The 18173-nt window shown below is 52.8% G+C and carries 15 protein-coding genes and 2 tRNA genes; 11 read left to right on the top strand and 6 right to left on the bottom strand.

Annotated features, from left to right (window positions below; all coding sequences use genetic code 11):
* Window positions 1-264: 264 nt before the first annotated feature.
* Window positions 265-1131 carry a response regulator gene (locus BM258_RS01390; protein ID WP_090068087.1) on the top strand — a complete coding sequence of 289 codons (867 nt, stop codon included), beginning with the start codon at window positions 265-267 and terminating at the stop codon, window positions 1129-1131.
* 43 nt (window positions 1132-1174) lie between these two features.
* Here BM258_RS01390 and BM258_RS01385 read toward each other — a convergent pair whose 3' ends face one another.
* A complete protein-coding gene (locus tag BM258_RS01385) occupies window positions 1175-2212 on the bottom strand; it encodes an asparaginase (protein ID WP_090068085.1) in 1038 nt (345 codons plus the stop codon).
* Between the two features lie 198 nt (window positions 2213-2410).
* On the opposite strand from BM258_RS01385, the gene BM258_RS01380 reads away from it, so the two are divergent.
* Entirely contained in the window at window positions 2411-3460 is a 1050-nt protein-coding gene (locus tag BM258_RS01380; RefSeq protein WP_090068083.1) for a DmpA family aminopeptidase, read from the top strand.
* A gap of 14 nt (window positions 3461-3474) precedes the next feature.
* Here the strand turns inward: BM258_RS01380 and BM258_RS01375 are convergent, their stop codons facing one another.
* A complete protein-coding gene (locus tag BM258_RS01375; protein WP_090068081.1) occupies window positions 3475-4773 on the bottom strand; it encodes an SDR family oxidoreductase in 1299 nt (432 codons plus the stop codon).
* A gap of 513 nt (window positions 4774-5286) precedes the next feature.
* Complete coding sequence (locus tag BM258_RS01370; protein ID WP_090068079.1) at window positions 5287-5766, bottom strand: RrF2 family transcriptional regulator; 480 nt, start codon at window positions 5764-5766, stop codon at window positions 5287-5289.
* A 386-nt stretch (window positions 5767-6152) separates the two neighbouring features.
* Between BM258_RS01370 and BM258_RS01365 the strand changes: the two genes are divergently transcribed.
* From BM258_RS01365 to BM258_RS01340, 6 genes are all read left to right on the top strand, one after another.
* Window positions 6153-7190: an SLAC1 anion channel family protein gene (locus tag BM258_RS01365; protein WP_090068077.1), complete on the top strand. Its 1038-nt coding sequence runs from the start codon at window positions 6153-6155 to the stop codon at window positions 7188-7190.
* Between the two features lie 411 nt (window positions 7191-7601).
* The gene (locus BM258_RS01360; RefSeq protein ID WP_139229176.1) at window positions 7602-7841 is read left to right on the top strand and encodes a hypothetical protein; all 240 of its coding nucleotides are present in this window, start codon (window positions 7602-7604) and stop codon (window positions 7839-7841) included.
* Between the two features lie 28 nt (window positions 7842-7869).
* Window positions 7870-9465 carry an acetyl-CoA hydrolase/transferase C-terminal domain-containing protein gene (locus BM258_RS01355; protein ID WP_090068073.1) on the top strand — a complete coding sequence of 532 codons (1596 nt, stop codon included), beginning with the start codon at window positions 7870-7872 and terminating at the stop codon, window positions 9463-9465.
* Between the two features lie 464 nt (window positions 9466-9929).
* Entirely contained in the window at window positions 9930-10160 is a 231-nt protein-coding gene (locus tag BM258_RS01350; protein WP_090068071.1) for a hypothetical protein, read from the top strand.
* Window positions 10161-10657: 497 nt separating this feature from the next.
* Window positions 10658-11254: a transglutaminase-like cysteine peptidase gene (locus BM258_RS01345; protein ID WP_090068069.1), complete on the top strand. Its 597-nt coding sequence runs from the start codon at window positions 10658-10660 to the stop codon at window positions 11252-11254.
* Window positions 11255-11560: 306 nt separating this feature from the next.
* Complete coding sequence (locus BM258_RS01340) at window positions 11561-12847, top strand: TIGR03862 family flavoprotein (protein WP_090068067.1); 1287 nt, start codon at window positions 11561-11563, stop codon at window positions 12845-12847.
* A gap of 220 nt (window positions 12848-13067) precedes the next feature.
* Here the strand turns inward: BM258_RS01340 and BM258_RS24390 are convergent, their stop codons facing one another.
* Window positions 13068-13226 carry a hypothetical protein gene (locus tag BM258_RS24390; protein ID WP_175527864.1) on the bottom strand — a complete coding sequence of 53 codons (159 nt, stop codon included), beginning with the start codon at window positions 13224-13226 and terminating at the stop codon, window positions 13068-13070.
* A gap of 263 nt (window positions 13227-13489) precedes the next feature.
* On the bottom strand, window positions 13490-14344 hold the full coding sequence (locus tag BM258_RS01335; protein WP_090068064.1) for a D-amino-acid transaminase: 855 nt from the start codon (window positions 14342-14344) through the stop codon (window positions 13490-13492).
* A gap of 350 nt (window positions 14345-14694) precedes the next feature.
* Here BM258_RS01335 and BM258_RS01330 point away from each other — a divergent pair, with 350 nt between their 5' ends.
* Window positions 14695-15630, top strand: a complete 936-nt coding sequence (locus tag BM258_RS01330; RefSeq protein ID WP_090068062.1) for a cation diffusion facilitator family transporter — start codon at window positions 14695-14697, stop codon at window positions 15628-15630.
* Window positions 15631-15752: 122 nt separating this feature from the next.
* Here BM258_RS01330 and BM258_RS01325 read toward each other — a convergent pair.
* Window positions 15753-15829: transfer RNA gene (locus tag BM258_RS01325), tRNA-Pro, on the bottom strand.
* A gap of 277 nt (window positions 15830-16106) precedes the next feature.
* Here BM258_RS01325 and BM258_RS01320 point away from each other — a divergent pair.
* Window positions 16107-16181 (top strand) — tRNA-Gln (locus BM258_RS01320).
* Between the two features lie 364 nt (window positions 16182-16545).
* Window positions 16546-18171, top strand: coding sequence for a hypothetical protein (locus BM258_RS01310; RefSeq protein ID WP_090068058.1), 1626 nt, complete (start codon window positions 16546-16548; stop codon window positions 18169-18171).
* The last annotated feature ends 2 nt before the right edge of the window (window positions 18172-18173 follow it).

The raw sequence follows: 18173 nt of genomic DNA, 5'->3' as shown, positions 1-18173 counted from the left end.
CTTGGCCCCAATCCAGCTTTTTACCTCTAAAAATCTCAAAAAACCGCGTGCCCCAGGTGCGCGGTTTTTTCTTTGAGCCTCATACAATTTGCAGCTTTGCGTTGGTGGTTCCTCCGATCGCACAAGCTACGCGCAACATACATGTGCAGAATGCCAAGAGACAGAAAGTGCGGGTTTGCCCTTTATATTTCTGATTGTAACATTTGTTTTAACGACTTTTCTGTAAGGTAGAAGAAATTGAACTTGAAATGGGGACGAGGTTCAATGCGGAGAGGCAAGGGAGCCATTGTCGTTGCAGATGCAAACGCCAATGAGCGCCAAGGCTTAGTTCACAAAATTTCCGAACAGGATCAAGATGTTGCCGTTTTGGAAGCATCATCCGCCGATCTATTGCGCAGCATTCTGGCGGAACAGCCCGTTGATATGCTACTCATTAGCGAGCAATTTGCTGACAATTCCGGTCTGGATATACTTGAGCTACTGGGCCCCCTTGTTCAAGGGGTGATAACCATCTTGATGGCGGACTATTTCAATCGAGAAACACTCGCTCAGGCAACTAGAACCAACCTTTATGACTGCATCCAGACGCCGCTTAAAAAGGCGGATGTAGAGCGCTTGCTGAAACGGCGCGATGCGCAGAAGACGCGATTGTCTGCTCTCGTTGTCGACTCGCAACCCGCAGCTCGCCATATCATCTTCAAGCTTCTATCCGACAGCCGGTTCGATCTGATGACCTCTGAAGCAGAGAGTGGTCCGCTGGCCGCTTCGCTTTGCAAAGCCATTCCTTACCAGATCATGCTTGTCGACCCTGCAACCAAGGATTGGCTCGGTGCAGGAATGGTCAAACATATCACGGACCGTCAGCCCCTTTGTCGTATTGTGCTGATGAGCGCCAAGGACAAGGAAAGCCTGAAAGACCAGTATCGCGACGTCAATATATCAGGTTTTCTGAAGAAGCCCTTTTACGCACAAGATCTGGATCGGGCGTTGCATAAGCTCATGAAGATTCCAGTTAGCAATCTTCTGAAAGATGATTTCTATGAAACCCAACGCCCACTGTCGGGCCCGCCCCTATCTGGCAAGTCGCGCAAGCGTGCGGCCGATGGCAGTCGGGAAATCGTCTGGCTTTAGGTGTCGGCACAAGTCATTCAGACCGGTCCATAACTTTGATGGGCTAAGCCTTGAGCTTTTGCATCAGATGAGACAGCGCGCCGTCGACCAGCTTCACTGTGCCCACATGAATACCGTTCCAGTTGACCAGCTTATGCTCGCGCCAATCGTCCATGGCGACGGCCTCTCCTTCACTCATGGGTACAAAGGCATCAATCGCAGCCGCCATCATGATTTCAGCAGCCCGGGTTGCGCCATCCCAGCATTTGATCGCCACCCCTAGACCCTGGTCTGGGAAACTGGCACAAAAGACGCCTTCGGCTCCGGTTTTGACAAAGGCTCGCTCTCCAAATATCTCCATGACGGACGTGCAGAAACGATCGTGCCCTGCAACCATGTACGGCGCCTTGGCAACCGCCTGCCTCAATCTTTGGGCTGCTTTCGCCCGTTCTGGCGCAAAATCTGTGCCGGTCCCAAAGCGAGCGAAGGCATGAGCAAGATTCTTGAGAGGAATGGCATAAGTGGGGATTGAGCAGCCGTCGATACCGCACAAGTCCATCCCTGCCTCTCCTTCAAGAGAGAAGCCGGTGGTTTGCTCAAGCACGGCCCGGACCTCCCGTTGAACCGGATGGTCCACTTTCACATAGCCATGATGATCAAATCCGGCCTCCTGCGCAAAGCAGAGGAAGCCGGCATGCTTGCCGGAGCAGTTGTTGTTTGCCGCAGTGGGGGATGCGCCGCGCATGTGCAATACGGCCTGATCAGCCTCATAACGCGGGCTATGTGCTCCGCATTCAAGTGCGCCTTCAGCCAGACCGCATGCCTTGAGCATGGCTTTGACCGTATCAACATGCACCTCTTCGCCATTGTGGGAAGCGCACGCGATGGAAAGCGCTTCGGACGGTAGATGAAAATGATCGGCAGCGCCGGATTCTATCAAGGGCAAAGCTTGCAATCCCTTGATTGCAGAGCGCGGGAAGACCGGACTTTCGATATCGCCAATGGAAGAAACCAGGTCGCCGGACGCGTCAACCACCGCAATGGCTCCCATATGCCAGCTTTCCACCCGCACACCGCGTGTTACCTCTACCAAAACAGACATTGCACCCTCGGTTCTTGATTTTTATCGTTGTGGACACTCATAAAGAAAACGACTTCGATTTGCAAAAGAGCCTAGCCCCAGTCCTTATGAAGCACAAGGGGTTAGTCATTCCAGAAGAGCCGCAGAATATCTTGAGAAATGCTGCACATTTGTCTAGGGTTCGCCAACTTTTCCTATGAGGCAACGAGACTTTGAATCATGGCATATGCGCGCGACTTTGACATTCAGATTGGCGAACGGCCGACTGGCCCGACCAACAGTATGGCCGACATAGAAGGCCTTTCCTTCGGTCACGTCACCTTGTCGGATGGTTCGACGCAAACGGGCGTCACCGTTGTGCACCCCGCGCCAGATTCGGTTTTCCAGACTAAATGCATTGCGGCTTGCCATGTGATCAATGGCTTTGGCAAAAGCATCGGGCTGATGCAGTTGGAGGAGCTGGGTCAGTTGGAAACGCCTATTGTTCTGACCAACACCTTGTCGGTTGGCACGGCCTCGACTGCACTGGTCAAGCATATGCTCGCCGGACACCCCGCCATTGGAGAGACGACGGGCACCGTCAACCCAATCGTCATGGAATGCAACGACGGGGCATTTCTGAACGATATTCGCGGGCTGCATGTTTCAGAAGAGCATGTTTTGCAGGCTCTTGCGCGCCATGATCCGCAGCTAGCGCAAGGCGCTGTTGGCGCGGGAACCGGCATGAGCAGCTATGGGCTCAAGGGCGGCATTGGCTCTGCTTCACGCGTAATCGGGATTGGCGCTCGCAGCTTCACTTTGGCCGCTACGACCTTATGCAACATGGGCCGCCTGCCCGATCTGATGGTCAATGGTCGGCCAATTGGCGCGGAGATACAGGCCTGTCAGGAAAGCGGAAATAATGCGGAACTTGGGTCTATCATCATTCTACTGGCAACAGATGCACCGCTGACATCGCGTCAACTCAAGCGCATCTGCAAGCGCGCAACAGCGGGTCTTGCGCGCACAGGCACCCAGTTTGGCTCAGGCAGTGGAGACGTGGTACTCGGTTTCTCGACAGCAGGTCGCCTGCCGCACGATGCTCCGGACACGCCCGTGCTCGCCATGGAAATGCTGCATGAAGATCAATTGGATCATCTCTTCAGCACGACGATTGAAGCCGTAGAAGAAGCGATTCTCAATGCGCTTTTCGCTTCGAAGACAACAAAGGGCAAACATGATCGCGTGCGCGAGAGCCTTGCGGACTGGTGGCTCAAGCTGAAGAAATAGCGCAGAAGCTGCGGCTAGCGGCTGCCGAGCAATGCGCGGGTAACCAAGGCAACCATCAAGGCCGGAATCGCCTTCAGCAGGGCTCCTGCGGGGTCCATCCATAAAGCGGGCACCAAAACACTGGCAGATAGCAGGTAGATCACGGTCATGACGACCATGGCCAGACAGACCTGATAGGCCATCCTTCGGATAAGGATGGCAATCCCCAGCGCAATATCAATGAAGGCAGCACTGGCAAGCAGAAACTGCACCTGAAGCACCGTTGCGCCAGAGCCTGTCAGATTCTTGGCTGCCAGTTGCATGTCGAACAGGGTCAGGACGCCGGTCAGTATCCAGAATAGAGACAAGGTGGCGACCAGTACCGGCAGCAACAAAGCCAGCTTCGAAAACCAGCGCTCCTGAGTCGTGCTCGGCATCATGGCCAGAGTTTCTTCATATGAGCGGCAATAGCGCCCGGAGATGGAATGCCACAAGGTCGGATCGCCATTGACATGTCCTTCGAGCACCTGCAGCGCAGTGGTACGCATGGGCGACCGCCAGCCCAAACGCCCGAGACCATTGGCAACGCTGGTAATCAGATCGGCTGTCCAGCCCGAGAAGCGAAAGCTTTTGACAGCAGGCGAAAAACCGAGCCAGTTGCGCATGCTTGCCACCAGTTCCTCGAAAGAGTGGCTCTCCGCTTCTACCAGATCGATATCGGCTTGTGCAGGAATCCGGCCTTCAACAGCCATAAGCGCAGCTTCGGTCAATTCATCAATATGAATGGTTTGAATACGACGATCCGCCATCATAAGCGGCTGTATATAAGGGAATCCGGCCAAAAGCCGTAAAAGAGCCGTGCCACTATAAGCAGATGGCGCCAGAACCAGCCCGGGACGCAGCACAACCCATTCGATGGAGGAATCCATGACGATATCGTCACCGATTGCCTTGGTGCGCATAAAGGCTGTGGGGGCGTTGGGTTCGGCGCCAGTCGACGAAATCTGCACAAAGCGCAAAATGCCGCGCTCCTCGCATGCATCAAGACAGGCCTTGACGGAAAGATGATGCACCGCTTCCAGGTCGGCCATCAAGCCATCCTGCAAAGCACTCGCAGCATTGACCACAGCGTCGACGTCATCCAGCAGATGCACCCATTCGCTGGATTCAAGCATGCGGCGCATGTCACCGGTATGCCACTCGACTTGCGGCAACAGCCGAGCTGCTTCTCTGGGTGTTCGAGACAGGCTCACGACCTCATGCTCAGCACGCAGTAAGGCTCGGCATATTTCCGATCCGATCAGGCCATAACCACCAAGAACCAGAATACGCATGATTGTCCCTGTCCACTCCTAAACGCAGCAAATAATAATAAAGAGCCACAATACCAGTTTAAAAACCTGATTGTGGCTGTCGACTAAATGAGTTCGATCCTAAGTCAGCGCGCGTTAAAATTCGTGCAGACTTTAGTCGCCCCTTCGCAAGAGGTCATCTTCGCAATTAGCATTACATATTTGTACCGAAACGTATCAAAAGCATCGCTCGGGGTAAATATGGTATACTAGCATATTTACGCGAGCCCATAAAAACCGCCGCCCCCACCTGTGCCGACCAAAAAAGTCGATGATCATGAGACATGACAAGCAGGTTTGTGAATGATCTCAATTGTCTGGGGATATCATCTACCCCAGACGCTTCGTGGGCTTCAACGGTAAATTTCGGTAAAATACACGGTCCCCTGCCCCGCTTCCTGCGGCCCGGGCAAACGATTCACATAGCAAGGAGGCCGCGCGGACCCTTTGGCCGCTATCACTGGCACCATGAGAGATATCAAGAATAAGGAGTGATCACGCGCAGTCGGGTCGGTGCATCTGACCAAGACCGCCAATCTGCTCAGCCATACCCAAAAGCGGCTTGAGACAATCGGGTTGAGCGACCATGTCTGCGAGTGTCTGCGAATCCAGAACCTTCAAGAAAGCCTCCAGAGCATTCTGCAGCAAGGTGCGGAATTTACATTCGGAGATCAGCGGGCAGGTATTGCTCTCCTCCGAGAAGCACTCGACAATGAGCATATTCTCTTCGGTTTGCCGGATGATCTCACCAACATTGATGTCCTTAGGGTCTTTGGCCAGACGAATGCCGCCATTCCGGCCCCGAATGGCATGAATGGCGCCGATATGAACCAATCGCTGGGCGATTTTATTCAGATGATGACCGGAGATGTCATAGGCTTCGGCGATCTCAGCCAAACGTACGGTCTGCTCAGGCTTGAGAGCGCAGTACATAAGCAGGCGCATTGCATAGTTGGAATGCTGAGTAAGACGCATGAAACCTCCAAACCTTGGCTAAATAAACCAGAGCCGCCGTTGCGATCTAGAATCGCAAATACCGACGCCCCCAACGGACTCTATACCTTAGTATAGCATCTTGGGTCGCATAGCCAACAATGACAGATTCATATTCAATCGAACATAAAAAATGCACTGCTGCCCATATCGATTAGAGACCGGGGTGATCGATACAGGCAGCAGTGCCATCGACTCTCCTCGTCGGAAAGCGATGAATGCTGAAACGTCCTCTTAAACCTTCATACTTTCGAATAAATATAAGTTTGTTGTTTCCCTACAATCAAATGTTGGTTATGTTGTAACACTTGTGATAAGAAGTATCAAGTTTACTTGTTTAAATTTATGCGGATAAATGGAGAGACAGAATGTCGCAGACAAACAACCCTCAGGAGGCGGCCTCCTCCTCTGCCGCAGCGGCCCTTAGCGGCGCATCGGGTCCCTCAGTAGCAACAGCGGAATCTCGGCTGGAGCATTTTCCAAATGCCTTCTTTGCTATGGTGATGGGGCTGGCCGGCTTTACCCTCGCGACAGAGAGACTTGAGAAAAGCTTTGGCATGGAACACAGCAACAGTCTGTATTTATTGACTTTTACAGGCATCGTCTTTGCCATACTACTCGGGATCTATCTGCTCAAGGCAATCAAGTATCCTGCAGCCATTTCGTGGGAATGGCATCATCCGGTGCGACTATGCTTCTTCCCTGCAGCTTCTATCGGGCTGATTCTGATGGGCACCGCGTTCGGCCCTTTTTCTCATGCTTTATCTTTCGGTTTCTGGGCCGTGGGCAGCGCGCTACATTTAATTGGAACGCTGGCCGTTCTCTCCACCTGGATCGGCCACAGGAACTTTGAATTGATGCATCTCAATCCTGCCTGGTTCATACCTGTGGTGGGCAATATCCTCGTTCCGATTGCTGGCAGTCGGCTGGGATATACCGAGATTTCCTGGTTCTTCTTTGCGATCGGCATCCTCTTCTGGGTCGTGCTTTTGACGCTGGTTTTCAACCGTCTGGTTTTCCACAATCCATTGCCAGAGCGCCTGTTGCCGACGCTGATGATCCTCATTGCCCCTCCTGCAGTGGGATTCGTTTCCTTTGTCACCATGACAGGCGGGATCGATCCCTTCTCGCGGATTCTCTATTACACCGGCGTGTTTTTCTTCCTGATCATCCTGCTTCAAGTGCCAAAGCTGTCGCGCATCTCCTTTGCCATGTCGTGGTGGGCTTACAGCTTCCCGCTGGCGGCGTTGACTATTTCCACTCTGCTCTATGCGGAGAAGATCCAGTCGGGCATCCACGAGACGATCGGATATGGGCTCTTCGCTCTTCTGGTCCTGGTGATCATCGGCCTGCTGATCAGGACGATGAAGGCCGTTCTTGGCGGCGAGATCTGTCAGCCAGAGTAAACCAGGCGAGCTTAGCCGGCTTCTTCATTCCGCCTCCCAAGGCGCAGAGCGCGCGCACTCGTAAAACCGAATCGCGCGCTCGTTTCCAGGTCTCCTCTGTCAGAAAACCATGCGGTGGCGCTCCTATTCAAAATGGATAGGCATGAGCAGAATCCGGTCATTTTCGCTGATTGCGAAGCCGCTCCCCCAGAGATCATTGACTCAAGACAAAATGAAAAACAAATCGGTGTTTTTCCTCATTTTTCTTGTCCAAAAATTTACAAATATTCGTCGATAGTTCACCCTTGGTCCGAATTCCCGCTACCCTTTGTTGGTGTTACACTTTAGGATGAAAAGAGCCATTATATTTGCGGTTCTCAATCAGGGAATACCCTCAAGACAATGCATGACAACCTGTCTCAGGCAAAGAAGATGTCGACCATCCCCGGAGTGGTAAAAGATCCGGCCCGCTATTCTTTCTTCGTAAGCACGGCTTTGCGTTGCCCGTCGACCTGTCTGGCCGCGCGCACTCGCGAGACAGAAAGAGCTGCGCGGCTGACAACCTCCGAACTGACCTCTTCGCCCTCCCGGTTGCATCATATCGAGAGTTGCTTTTCTGAAATGCGCCCACAATCCTCCCGCTCGGAACGTTGGGCAGACCCGAAACATTAAAAACAGATCCTCACAGGAGAAAACAAGAATGGGTATGTATGGAACACTGGAAGATCGAGTCCGCTGTCCATTCCTTATGAACAAAGTCATGAAGGTGGAAGACACCATCGACATGTTCAAGGATGGCATGAACTTGGGTTGGTCCGGTTTTACGCCTGCAGGGTATCCAAAGGCTGTGCCTATCGCACTGGCCGAGCATGTCGAGAAAAATAATCTTCAAGGCAAACTGAAATTCAACCTGTTCATCGGTGCTTCCGTTGGTGCTGAGACAGAAGGGCGCTGGGCCGATAACGACATGATCGACCGTCGCTGGCCTTACCAGACCGGCAAGAACATTGCCAAGGCCATCAACGAAGGCCGCATCCGCATGGGCGACAAACACTTGTCGCTTTTTGCTCAGGATCTGGCCTACGGCTTCTACACCAAAGATTCCAAATCCGGCAAACTCGACCTCGCCATCATCGAAGTGTCTGCGGTTACCGAAGACGGATGTCTTGTTCCTTCCGCATCGGTTGGCGTGATCCCGGAAATCATCCAGACCTGCGACAACATCATTCTCGAAGTCAATACCGCGATGCCTTCCTATGAAGGTATGCATGACATCATGGTTCTGCATGCTCCTCCGCATCGTGAAATCATCGGTATCACCAAGGCAAACAGCCGCATCGGCATGCCGTGCATCCCATGTGACCCGAGCAAGATCGTTGCCATCGTTGAATCCGAGCATACCGACAAGGGCCGTGCTCTGGCCGATCCGGACGAAGGCTCCGTAGCAATTGCCAACTACCTGCTCGACTTCTTCAAGAACGAAGTGAAGCATCATCGTCTGCCAGAAAATCTGCTGCCACTGCAGTCTGGTGTCGGCTCCATCGCCAACGCCGTTGTTGGCGGGCTGGCTGATGGTCCTTTCTATAACCTCAGCGTTTACACAGAGGTGCTACAGGACGGCATGCTTGATCTGTTCGACTCAGGACGTCTTGACTATGCCTCCTCCTGCTCACTGTCGCTGTCTCAGGATCATGGCATGCCGCGTTTCATCGAGCGCCGTGAATTCTATCAAGACAAGATCATCCTGCGTCCGTTGTCCATCTCCAACAACCCCGAAGTGGCTCGCCGCCTCGGTGTAATTGCGATGAACACGCCGATCGAAATCGACATGTATGGCCATGCCAACTCGACCTTGATCAGCGGTACCCGCATTGTGAACGGCATCGGCGGGTCGGGTGACTTCTTGCGCTCCGGCTTCCTGAAGATCATGCATACGCCCTCGGTTCGTCCGTCCAAAACCGACCCGACCGGTATCTGCTGCGTTGTTCCGCACGCCCAGCATATCGACCACACCGAGCATGACCTCGACGTTGTGGTAACCGAGCAGGGTCTTGCTGACTTGCGTGGTCTGGCTCCTCGTGATCGTGCGCATTGCATCATCAACAACTGCGTCCATCCGGATTACAAGGACATCATGAACGAGTATTTCGACATGGCCGAGAAAGACTGTATCCGCCGCGGCGTGGGCCACGAGCCTCAGTTGTGGGATCGTGTCTTCAAGATGCAGCTGAACCTCGCCCAGAACGGCACGATGAAAATCAAGAACTGGGACATGAAGGTCGATCTTTGCGAATAGATCGCCTCAAGGCTTGGTGTGATGTGGTCAGCTACGCATCTCGCCCGCCCTTTATGACCTTCCCGGTTCGATCAGGAGCGGTGGTTTCGACCATCGCTCTTTTTTTATGACAAGCCTTCTAGAAGCTGAAGTTCAACCGCGAAGGTGTCACTTTAAATCCCTGATAGAGTGAGTCTCTTCAGACGCTTAGGCATAGTTTCTAACAAAGGGATTCGCCCTCCTTCACAAAAAGATTCAAGCAGCTTCAGATAGTGATTCAAGTACTTGAGACTCTGATTCAAAACTCGCCGATAGTGCGCAGCTTCAAGCCTCTTCCCGTCGGTTTAAAAGCGACGCAGCATCTTTAGAATTTTATCCATGCCTTTAAACGAAGCGAAAGTAGGATGTGATAGTCTTCTTATATAGCCCGACTGGCTCCCAGATGGCGCCTTGGAGATCGGGCCGCGAGAAGCAGGCATAAGACAATGAGATTCACGGTTTCCACGAAAGCACTGTTGGGATTGCTCTTCACCGTCACCTTTTTCTGGGAGACGCTGTCGCTGCTGGGGAGCCATGGTGAATTCAGCAGCCTGCATTTCGAAGCCAATAGTGAACGCTTCCTACTAATCGTGCCCGCAATGACCATTCTCTGGCTTCTGCGGCACCTGCTTCCCTGCCGTGCGCACAAAGATGAAACTCCTTGGCAAGGCGATTGACGCACTGCCATGCACTTTTAGACATTATCACTCATTCTCGGCTCCGCAACGGCTCACCTTCACCACGACCGTTTATGAGTCGTTTCCAGCCTTTCTAAAAATCCCTATCAATTTTTACGAGCCTTGATTGATTTTGGTAAGGCTGGCGACAAAAGCACTGAATTATCATCATATTTTTCATTGCCTTTATTTCGGTCAAATATTTGTGTTTACTACGAAATATAGTTTCCCAAGGCTTTACAGAATAGAACAACACCCTGAAAAGGGCTTCATAATCAGGCCTTCGGCCATTTCCCTTTACTCGACACGGCTCACAAAAACGAATCGTATAAAACCGTCGAATCAAGGTTAATTTTTCGTTTATAATTGATTTGAAATCCCCCATAATTTCTCACGCCTTCTTTAAAAGCCCTCGCTAGGCTTGTTAGGCGTTGTTCACTTAGGGGGTTACCTTGTTTCGGCATTCACAACTGACAAGCTTTGCAAGAAGAAGTCTGTTGGCAGGCGTAGCGTCAGCCGGCTTGGTCGCCGTGCTCGTACCGAACAACGCCTTTGCTGCCGCCGGAACAATGCGTATGACAGAACGCACGAGCCCTCCTGCCGGACATGTCTATTACTGCGCAAACAATCCCGCTGCGTGCAATCGCTATGGGCAAGGCACAGTAGCGTTGTCTCAGGAAAGCTGGAACCAGCTGCTTGAAGTGAATGCCTCGATCAACAAGAGCATCAAGGCCCGTGCAGACGGACAAATTGATGAGTGGTCGGCCTATGTAACAGAAGGCGACTGCGAGGATTACGCGCTGACCAAGCAACAGGAATTGCTTAGAAAAGGCTGGCCATCTGATGCACTATTGCTCACAACCGCCTTTTTGAATGACGGCACCTATCATGCTGTGCTGGTGGTCAGAACAGACCGCGGTGAGTTTGTGCTGGATAATCTGAATCCCACAATCCTGCCATGGCAGGATGTGCCCTATCGCTGGAACAAGCGGCAGGCCGTGGGCAATCCCACGATCTGGCAACGGGTGGCTGGAGCCCCCGAGCCGAGAACGCAGCGCCCAGTGGCCGGTTTCCGACTTCGCGGAAGCCAATAGAGCACGTTATTTGACAGATTTACGCAGCCTCGCTGCGACCTCTCACTCCCGGAGGTAAAAGACGCCACAGGTCCCTCAAGGCGTCTGGAGCATGGTTCCCAGTCAATCACAGCGGAGGAAAAGACACACGCACCATGTTCAGGGAGACCAATCGAACTTGAGCCCGGACGGCCCACTCACACTGCTGTCCCAACTGGCCTCGAAACAGGGTTTCGAGGCCTTTTTCTGTATGACCCACAAAAGCCCCTAGCCATTGTGCTTGGACGGCTATAGGTCTGATGGATCAAAAAAAGAGGAAACGGGCACATGCAAGAGAAAAAGAAGACGGTCGCGATCATTGGTGCGGGGGCTTCTGGCCTGATGGCAGCAGACAGGCTCTCGACGCTGCGCCCTGATTTGTCCATCCATCTGTTTGATGCGATGCCGAGCCCGGCGCGCAAGATCCTGATGGCGGGCAAGACCGGTCTCAACATCTCTCATCGGTCAGGCCTTGCCAATCCCGACGCCTTTGCCAAGCATTATGGCAAGGCGACTGACTGGATGCAGCCCATGCTAGAGGAATTTGGAACCAAGGCCATTCTCGACTGGATGGAGATGTTGGGGCAGCCTCATTTCATCGGCTCGACGGGGCGGATTTTTCCCAAAGTCATGAAAGCCTCTCCCCTTCTTCGCGCCTTGATGAAACGCCTTGAAGACCGCGGCGCAACCTTGGCAACGAAGCACCGCTGGATTGGCTGGAACGAGGCCGGTGCATTGCTGTTCCACACCGAGCAGGGGGAACAGTGCTTTGAAGCGGATGCCTGCCTTCTGGCTCTTGGAGGCCCCAGCTGGCCACGCCTTGGAACAGATGGCGCCTTCTTGACGCCCCTCATCGCTCAGGGCATCGCATGTGCGCCCTATCGCCCTTCCAATTGCGGCTTTGATGTCGAGCTTCCCGAAAGCTTCGGCAAGGAATGGGCTGGCACCCCCGTTAAATCGGTGCGCCTTTCGTTCGGGGAAAGATCCGTCAGCGGCGACTTCGTGCTGTCGCAGCATGCCGCCGGAAATACTCCTGAAACCAGAGAATCGGACATTGCTCATTGCGGCATCGAAGGAGGGCCTGTCTATGCACTCTCTGCCCTTATACGCGATGCTCTGGAGAAAGGCGGCAGCGTCACCTTGAACATCGACCTGCGCCCCAATCTGACGCTTGCGCAAGTCAAAGAGCGCCTTTGTCGTCCGCGCGGCAAACAATCATTCTCGAACCATCTGCGGCGCAGCCTCAAGCTTCAGGGCGTGCAGGCCGCACTGCTTAAGGCTCTGACGGACAAATCCGTAATGAATGATGTTGATCAGCTCTCAAACGCCATCAAAAATCTGTCCCTCAGGGTAACGGCCCCTCGCCCCATCGCTGAGGCAATAAGCACTGCTGGCGGCGTGTTGCTTGAAGAGTTGGATGACAGGATGATGGTGAAAAGAGCGCCAGGATTGTTTATTGCCGGAGAGATGTTGGATTGGGAAGCCCCAACCGGAGGGTATCTGCTCACAGGCTGCTTCTCACAAGGCTTCCGTGCAGCCAAAGGCATTGCGCATTATCTGGATGCAAAAGCCTAATGTCAGCCCAAACCAGGCCAGAAGCCTGATTGGCTTGCCAGCCCGACCAGAACGCAAAGCGCAATGAGAGACGGGCTTAACCAACGTTTCCATGGCCGTTTTCTTTGCTTGGCAGTCATAATGGCCTCGTGAAAATGTTTGAGCGTATCCAGACAGGCGCTGCCGGCTCTCATTGGACTATAAGAATTCAATCAAAAATGGCTAATCCGGCCGATCGCCTTTAGAAGCTTTGAAGCAGGTTACTGGCAAACATGGACAACATGACAATGCCGGAAAGCGTATAAACGACGATCTTGAGCCATCCCCGATATCCGCGCATGCGGTCTTTCAAATAGACATGCTCCACGGCGGCATTCTCTGGTGTCGCTTTATCGGTCATAGCCAATTCCTCTTAAAAAGATCATCCCGGAGCGCGCCGGGATGTCCAATCTTGTAAAAGGGTCTGATTTTTGACGTCTACCCCCATCAAAGAAGCCAGACCAGCACCATTGCAGCTACGATCATCAGGCCGACGAGCAAGCTCATGACCGGCTCGAAAGACGGTTTATCGAGATTTCCCATAATGCGGACCTTTTCTCCATGCATCAAAGTTGCTCCGATGAAATGGGGTTAAAGCCGTCAACATTCAAGGGGCAATGATTTTTAGCTCAGGCTCTTTTTGGCAAACGAGACATAAAGATCGCGCAAGCGCGTGGTGTGGGGGCCGGGTTTTCCGTCACCAATCTTTACGCCGTCAAAGGAGACGACAGGCGTGACAAACATGGTTGCTGAGGTAACGAATGCCTCTGCAGCATTCTTGACCTCATCAGGGGAGAAGCTGCGTTCTTCAACCGTCAGCCCGGCTTCCTTGGCCAAGGCGAGCACCGCCTTGCGCGTGATGCCGTGCAAGATCTTGTTGGACAGGGCGCGGGTCACCAGCTTGCCATCCTTGGTGATGATATGGGCGTTATTGGAGGTACCTTCAGTAATCATGCCATCTTCAACAAGCCATGCATCATTGGCGCCTTCAGCAATAGCCTTGCGCTTGGCCAGTGAAGCAGGCAAAAGCGCAACGGTCTTGATGTCGCGGCGCTGCCAGCGGATATCCGGCTGCGAGATCACATCGAGGCCCTTCTCGGCCACTTTGTCCATCTTGGCGCCACGCGACTGAGTAAACATGATAAGCGATGGCTTCAGGCCCTCGGACCAGAGGAAATTGCGATCTTCAGCACCGCGGGTCACCTGCAGATAGATGCTGCCCGCCGCAATGGCGTTGCGCTCGATCAGCGTGTGCTGGATTGTTTCGATCTCTTCCATCGAGCAAGGAGCCGGAATATCGAGCTCTGCGAGCGATCGCTGCAGGCGCGCAAGATGTCCTGCATTGTCGACCAGCTTGCCATCAAGGATGGTCGAAACCTCATAAACACCGTCAGCAAACAGAAAGCCACGATCAAAAATCGAGATCTTGGCCTCTTCTTCTGGCAGATATTCTCCATTGACATAGACGATGCGAGACATGAAGAGCCCTTTCTTTTTCTTCTAATCTTTTCAATGATGGAAACCGATGAAACCCTTTGGAGCGTTGATCGACGCGAGGCCCCCGCGGCAGGAGACGAACACTTTATTATCGGCACTCAAGGAGAGTTTGCCTAACATTAGGACTGTCGGCGTATCATTACAATTTCCCCGAACTGCTCACCAACAGGCAAAGACAGTTATACACGGCAAAGCCGTTAGGACAATTTCACATATGGGAATCACCTTAGGCCTATGCGAGAAGCCCACTACCCGCCTCCGATCTGCTTGACAGACCTACGGATTGGGCAGCATCTATCAAAAACACACTAAATGGACTCGTCTGACAAGCCATGATTGATCCAGCATCCCTGAAAAAGCCGGTAAGCAAATTGTCTTCCAAGCAGTTGGCAATCGGGTCTGTTTTGGTTGCCTTGGTGGTATTGGCGCTGAAATATGCAGCCTATGCCATGACCAACTCGGTCGGGCTCTATTCTGATGCGCTGGAAACCCTGATCAATTTGGCGGCCGCCTTTGCGGTTCTGATTGCCCTCTGGCTTGGTGAAAAGCCAGCTGACCATAATCACCAGTTCGGCCACCATAAGGCAGAATATCTCTCGGCGGTGGCTGAAGGGGTATTGGTGGTGCTGGCTGCGGTTGCCATTTTCATGGAAGCCTATGAGGTCTTCACTCATCCCCGGGATTTGTCGGTACCGACTATCGGACTAGTGCTCAACGGCCTAGGTGGTGTCCTCAATGCCGGCTGGGCCTTTACATTGGTGCGCATCGGCAAAAGGCTGCGCTCCCCTGCCCTTGTGGCGGACGGCAGGCATCTCTTTACGGATGTTGTTACCTCCATCGGTGTCATCGCCGGTGTCACGCTTGCCAAGCTCACTGGGCTCGTGTGGCTTGATCCGTTGCTCGCCATGTTTGTCGGCGTTTCCATTCTCTGGACAGGATGGGAGTTGATCAAGGGGTCATTAAGCGGTCTGATGGATGAAGCGATTGATCCTGAGGAGCTGTTGCAGCTGCGCACATCCATCATGGCCAATGCGGACGGAGCAATCGAAGCGCATGATATCCGCACGCGCCATGCTGGCCGAGTGATATTTGTGGAGTTTCATCTGGTGGTCCCCAGCCAGATGAGCGTCTATGACGCCCACGCCATTTGTGACAGAATCGAAAATGCCCTGCAAAAAGAAATGCCTCACGCCGTGGTGACGATTCACATCGAGCCTGAATATATGGCAAACAAGTCTGTGTTCGATGACAATCTGACGCTGGATTAAGGCCTACGGGCACGGCATTCCGATATCAAAAAGAAACTCATGAAAACCGGTTAAGGCGCAAGGAATCATCCTGCGCTTCATGGGTGACGACCATCTATAACTATTGAGGAAATAAGAATAAATGGTCGGAGCGAGAGGATTCGAACCTCCGACCCTCTGGTCCCAAACCAGATGCGCTACCAGGCTGCGCTACGCTCCGTACCTCTGGTGGAGGCGCTTATAGCCTCCCCATCGCGGTATGGCAAGAGCATAAAAGACAAATTTCTAAACTCTTTGAAAGATTTCCACGTCGGATATCAGATCGGCTGCTTTTTCTGTCCTTAGAGCCCCTTTTCCGCCAAGACGAAGAGCGGACACCAAGCCGATTTATGAAAGATGGCCCTCACTTGTGAAAAATTTGGTTTAAAGCATTGCACGACCCATCGGCCTTCTGTATAGAAAGCCTACTCTAAGCCGGAGCAATTATTCGGGCTTGCTGGGGTGTGGCCAAGTGGTAAGGCATCGGTTTTTGGTATCGTGTATCGTAGGTTCGAATCCTACCACCCCAGCCAATTCTCTTCCTCAAAGCGATGTCTTTTCCCGCTTCTGATATTGAGGCTGATGAGGTCGTTTCTTCTCCATTTTTAAAATCCATGGATGCCATGCACTGGCTTGGTGTTTATGCGGCACCATTTCTTCCACACACAGATATGTCTGCCTGTCTTTCTGCCAGCAATCTGTGGCAGATCGTCCCAATGGATTTCGCACTCTACCCGCACCAGATGCGTATTTCACCATAGTTTCAGACCGATAGACCAAACCGAGCTTATGTGAGGCACTAATCGGTAAAGTGTGAGAAAATTGAACACACAACCAAGTGTTAAATCTTGGAGTGTAGATTTAGCCAGAGTTGAATATTAGTGTTGCGGTTTTCTCATGCAGAACATATTACCTCGCCAGGTTATTTTTCTGGCCTTTTCACTTTTGCTCGTGGTGTGCGGCTATCTGTTTTTACAGCGAGCACCCTATGGCCGAGCGATTTTTGACTTTATTTTTGTTCAGGATGGCGCTTACAGGATATCTCTGGGACAGGTGCCCCATATCGATTTCTTTTCACCAATCGGTTCACTGACGCTTTATTTGGCCAAGTGGGGAGAAGCGCTGTTTCCCCACAGCAACGCCTTTGTCTCCTTGCACATCATGACATGGCTGGTGCTTCTGCCTGTCTTCATGGCGCTCGTACCCCGTTTCAGATCCCATACAGAGTTCGGATGCGCCTTGCTGTTGTTGGCGCTGATCACACTGGTTCCCATGACACTGGACCAGACCCATCTTTCTGAAATCAGCTATTTTGCCACCTATAACCGCTTCGCAACCGCCCTGCTCCTTTTGGCCGGGCTCTGGTATATGCTACCCAAATCGCGGTTTGATGCCATTCTGCTGGCCTACCTGCTCGGCCTGCTGTTCTTCTTGAAAATTACCGCTTTTCTGGTGGTCTGCGGCATACTGCTCGCGTCCGTTATTCTGGGGCGCAGCCGATGGACGATCATCCTTGGCGGAATATGCCTGTTTTGGTCTCTGCTGCTTGGGCTGGAATTACAGAGCGGCTTCATCTCGTCCTATATCAACGATATTCACTCCATGCTTTCAGTCAATCAGGGCGGAGCCGTTTACAAGCTATTCTATACCGCTTTCACCTATTGGCTGGCGGGTAGCATCGTTGCCTTTATTGGTTTGGCCGCGCTCGCACGCCTCTTGGTCTTTCGCAAGGGACGCGCTTTTCGCTGGTCTGCCATCATTACCGATGAGGCTTATGCCATTGATACTGTGCTGCTCATGGCAGCTGCCTTCATGGCAGAGAGCCAGAATACGGGAGGGTTGGGGCTGATCGCCGGGATTGCGTGCCTGTTTGGAGCGGCAGCCTGGGAGCGCCATAAGGTGACCTCGGCGCTTCTGCTGGCAGCGACGCTGTTTCCCGTTGCCGACATGGTTGTTCATCGCGGCATGAAGGTGCTTGTAAGAGAAAAACAACCTGCCATCGAGCAAAAACTGGATGTCTTGATTCCCGGAACGCGCGTTCCCTTACCGACCGATGAGGGGGGCCAGTTTTTCGGACAATTGATTGAGCAGCAAAGAGATCGCATCCGCGCCCTTCAGACCGATCGCTTTTTCCTTACATATGACCCGACATCCAATGCTCCGGCAGTCAATCTGGCTCAGCTTTACGCCATTCTGGATGCCGCCCGGATATTCAGGGAAAAGGGGCTTGGGGACACGGTACAAAGCACGACCACGATCGCCTTTTCCGATCCGTTCGGTCGCTTGCTCGGCCTGACGCCAGCCAAACATACCACACTGGTTATGGATATAGGACGAACCCTTCCAGAGCCCTCTATTGAGGAGGCCCGCGCCTATCTGGCAAGCGCCGACGGGGTTTTTGCCGATCTTTGCAATGTTACCGATATGAATATCACGCCTTATTATCTGGCGGCTCTGGAACAGGATTTCAAAAAAACGCATCTGAATAGCTGCTGGGATTTCTATGCTCGGAGAGGGGAATAGCC

The organism is Cohaesibacter marisflavi, assembly GCF_900115225.1.
Classification (GTDB): domain Bacteria; phylum Pseudomonadota; class Alphaproteobacteria; order Rhizobiales; family Cohaesibacteraceae; genus Cohaesibacter; species Cohaesibacter marisflavi.
The sequence above is the reverse complement of the archived record's forward strand: the minus strand, read 5'-3'. Positions and strand labels throughout refer to the sequence as shown.

Bases quoted from the DNA above. Each gene is read 5' to 3' on its own strand.
- BM258_RS01390 (WP_090068087.1), top strand. From the start codon at position 265: ATGCGGAGAGGCAAGGGAGCCATTGTCGTTGCAGATGCAAACGCCAAT.
- BM258_RS01385 (WP_090068085.1), bottom strand. From the start codon at position 2,212: ATGTCTGTTTTGGTAGAGGTAACACGCGGTGTGCGGGTGGAAAGCTGG.
- BM258_RS01380 (WP_090068083.1), top strand. From the start codon at position 2,411: ATGGCATATGCGCGCGACTTTGACATTCAGATTGGCGAACGGCCGACT.
- BM258_RS01375 (WP_090068081.1), bottom strand. From the start codon at position 4,773: ATGCGTATTCTGGTTCTTGGTGGTTATGGCCTGATCGGATCGGAAATA.
- BM258_RS01370 (WP_090068079.1), bottom strand. From the start codon at position 5,766: ATGCGTCTTACTCAGCATTCCAACTATGCAATGCGCCTGCTTATGTAC.
- BM258_RS01365 (WP_090068077.1), top strand. From the start codon at position 6,153: ATGTCGCAGACAAACAACCCTCAGGAGGCGGCCTCCTCCTCTGCCGCA.
- BM258_RS01360 (WP_139229176.1), top strand. From the start codon at position 7,602: ATGTCGACCATCCCCGGAGTGGTAAAAGATCCGGCCCGCTATTCTTTC.
- BM258_RS01355 (WP_090068073.1), top strand. From the start codon at position 7,870: ATGGGTATGTATGGAACACTGGAAGATCGAGTCCGCTGTCCATTCCTT.
- BM258_RS01350 (WP_090068071.1), top strand. From the start codon at position 9,930: ATGAGATTCACGGTTTCCACGAAAGCACTGTTGGGATTGCTCTTCACC.
- BM258_RS01340 (WP_090068067.1), top strand. From the start codon at position 11,561: ATGCAAGAGAAAAAGAAGACGGTCGCGATCATTGGTGCGGGGGCTTCT.
- BM258_RS24390 (WP_175527864.1), bottom strand. From the start codon at position 13,226: ATGACCGATAAAGCGACACCAGAGAATGCCGCCGTGGAGCATGTCTAT.
- BM258_RS01335 (WP_090068064.1), bottom strand. From the start codon at position 14,344: ATGTCTCGCATCGTCTATGTCAATGGAGAATATCTGCCAGAAGAAGAG.
- BM258_RS01330 (WP_090068062.1), top strand. From the start codon at position 14,695: ATGATTGATCCAGCATCCCTGAAAAAGCCGGTAAGCAAATTGTCTTCC.
- BM258_RS01310 (WP_090068058.1), top strand. From the start codon at position 16,546: ATGCAGAACATATTACCTCGCCAGGTTATTTTTCTGGCCTTTTCACTT.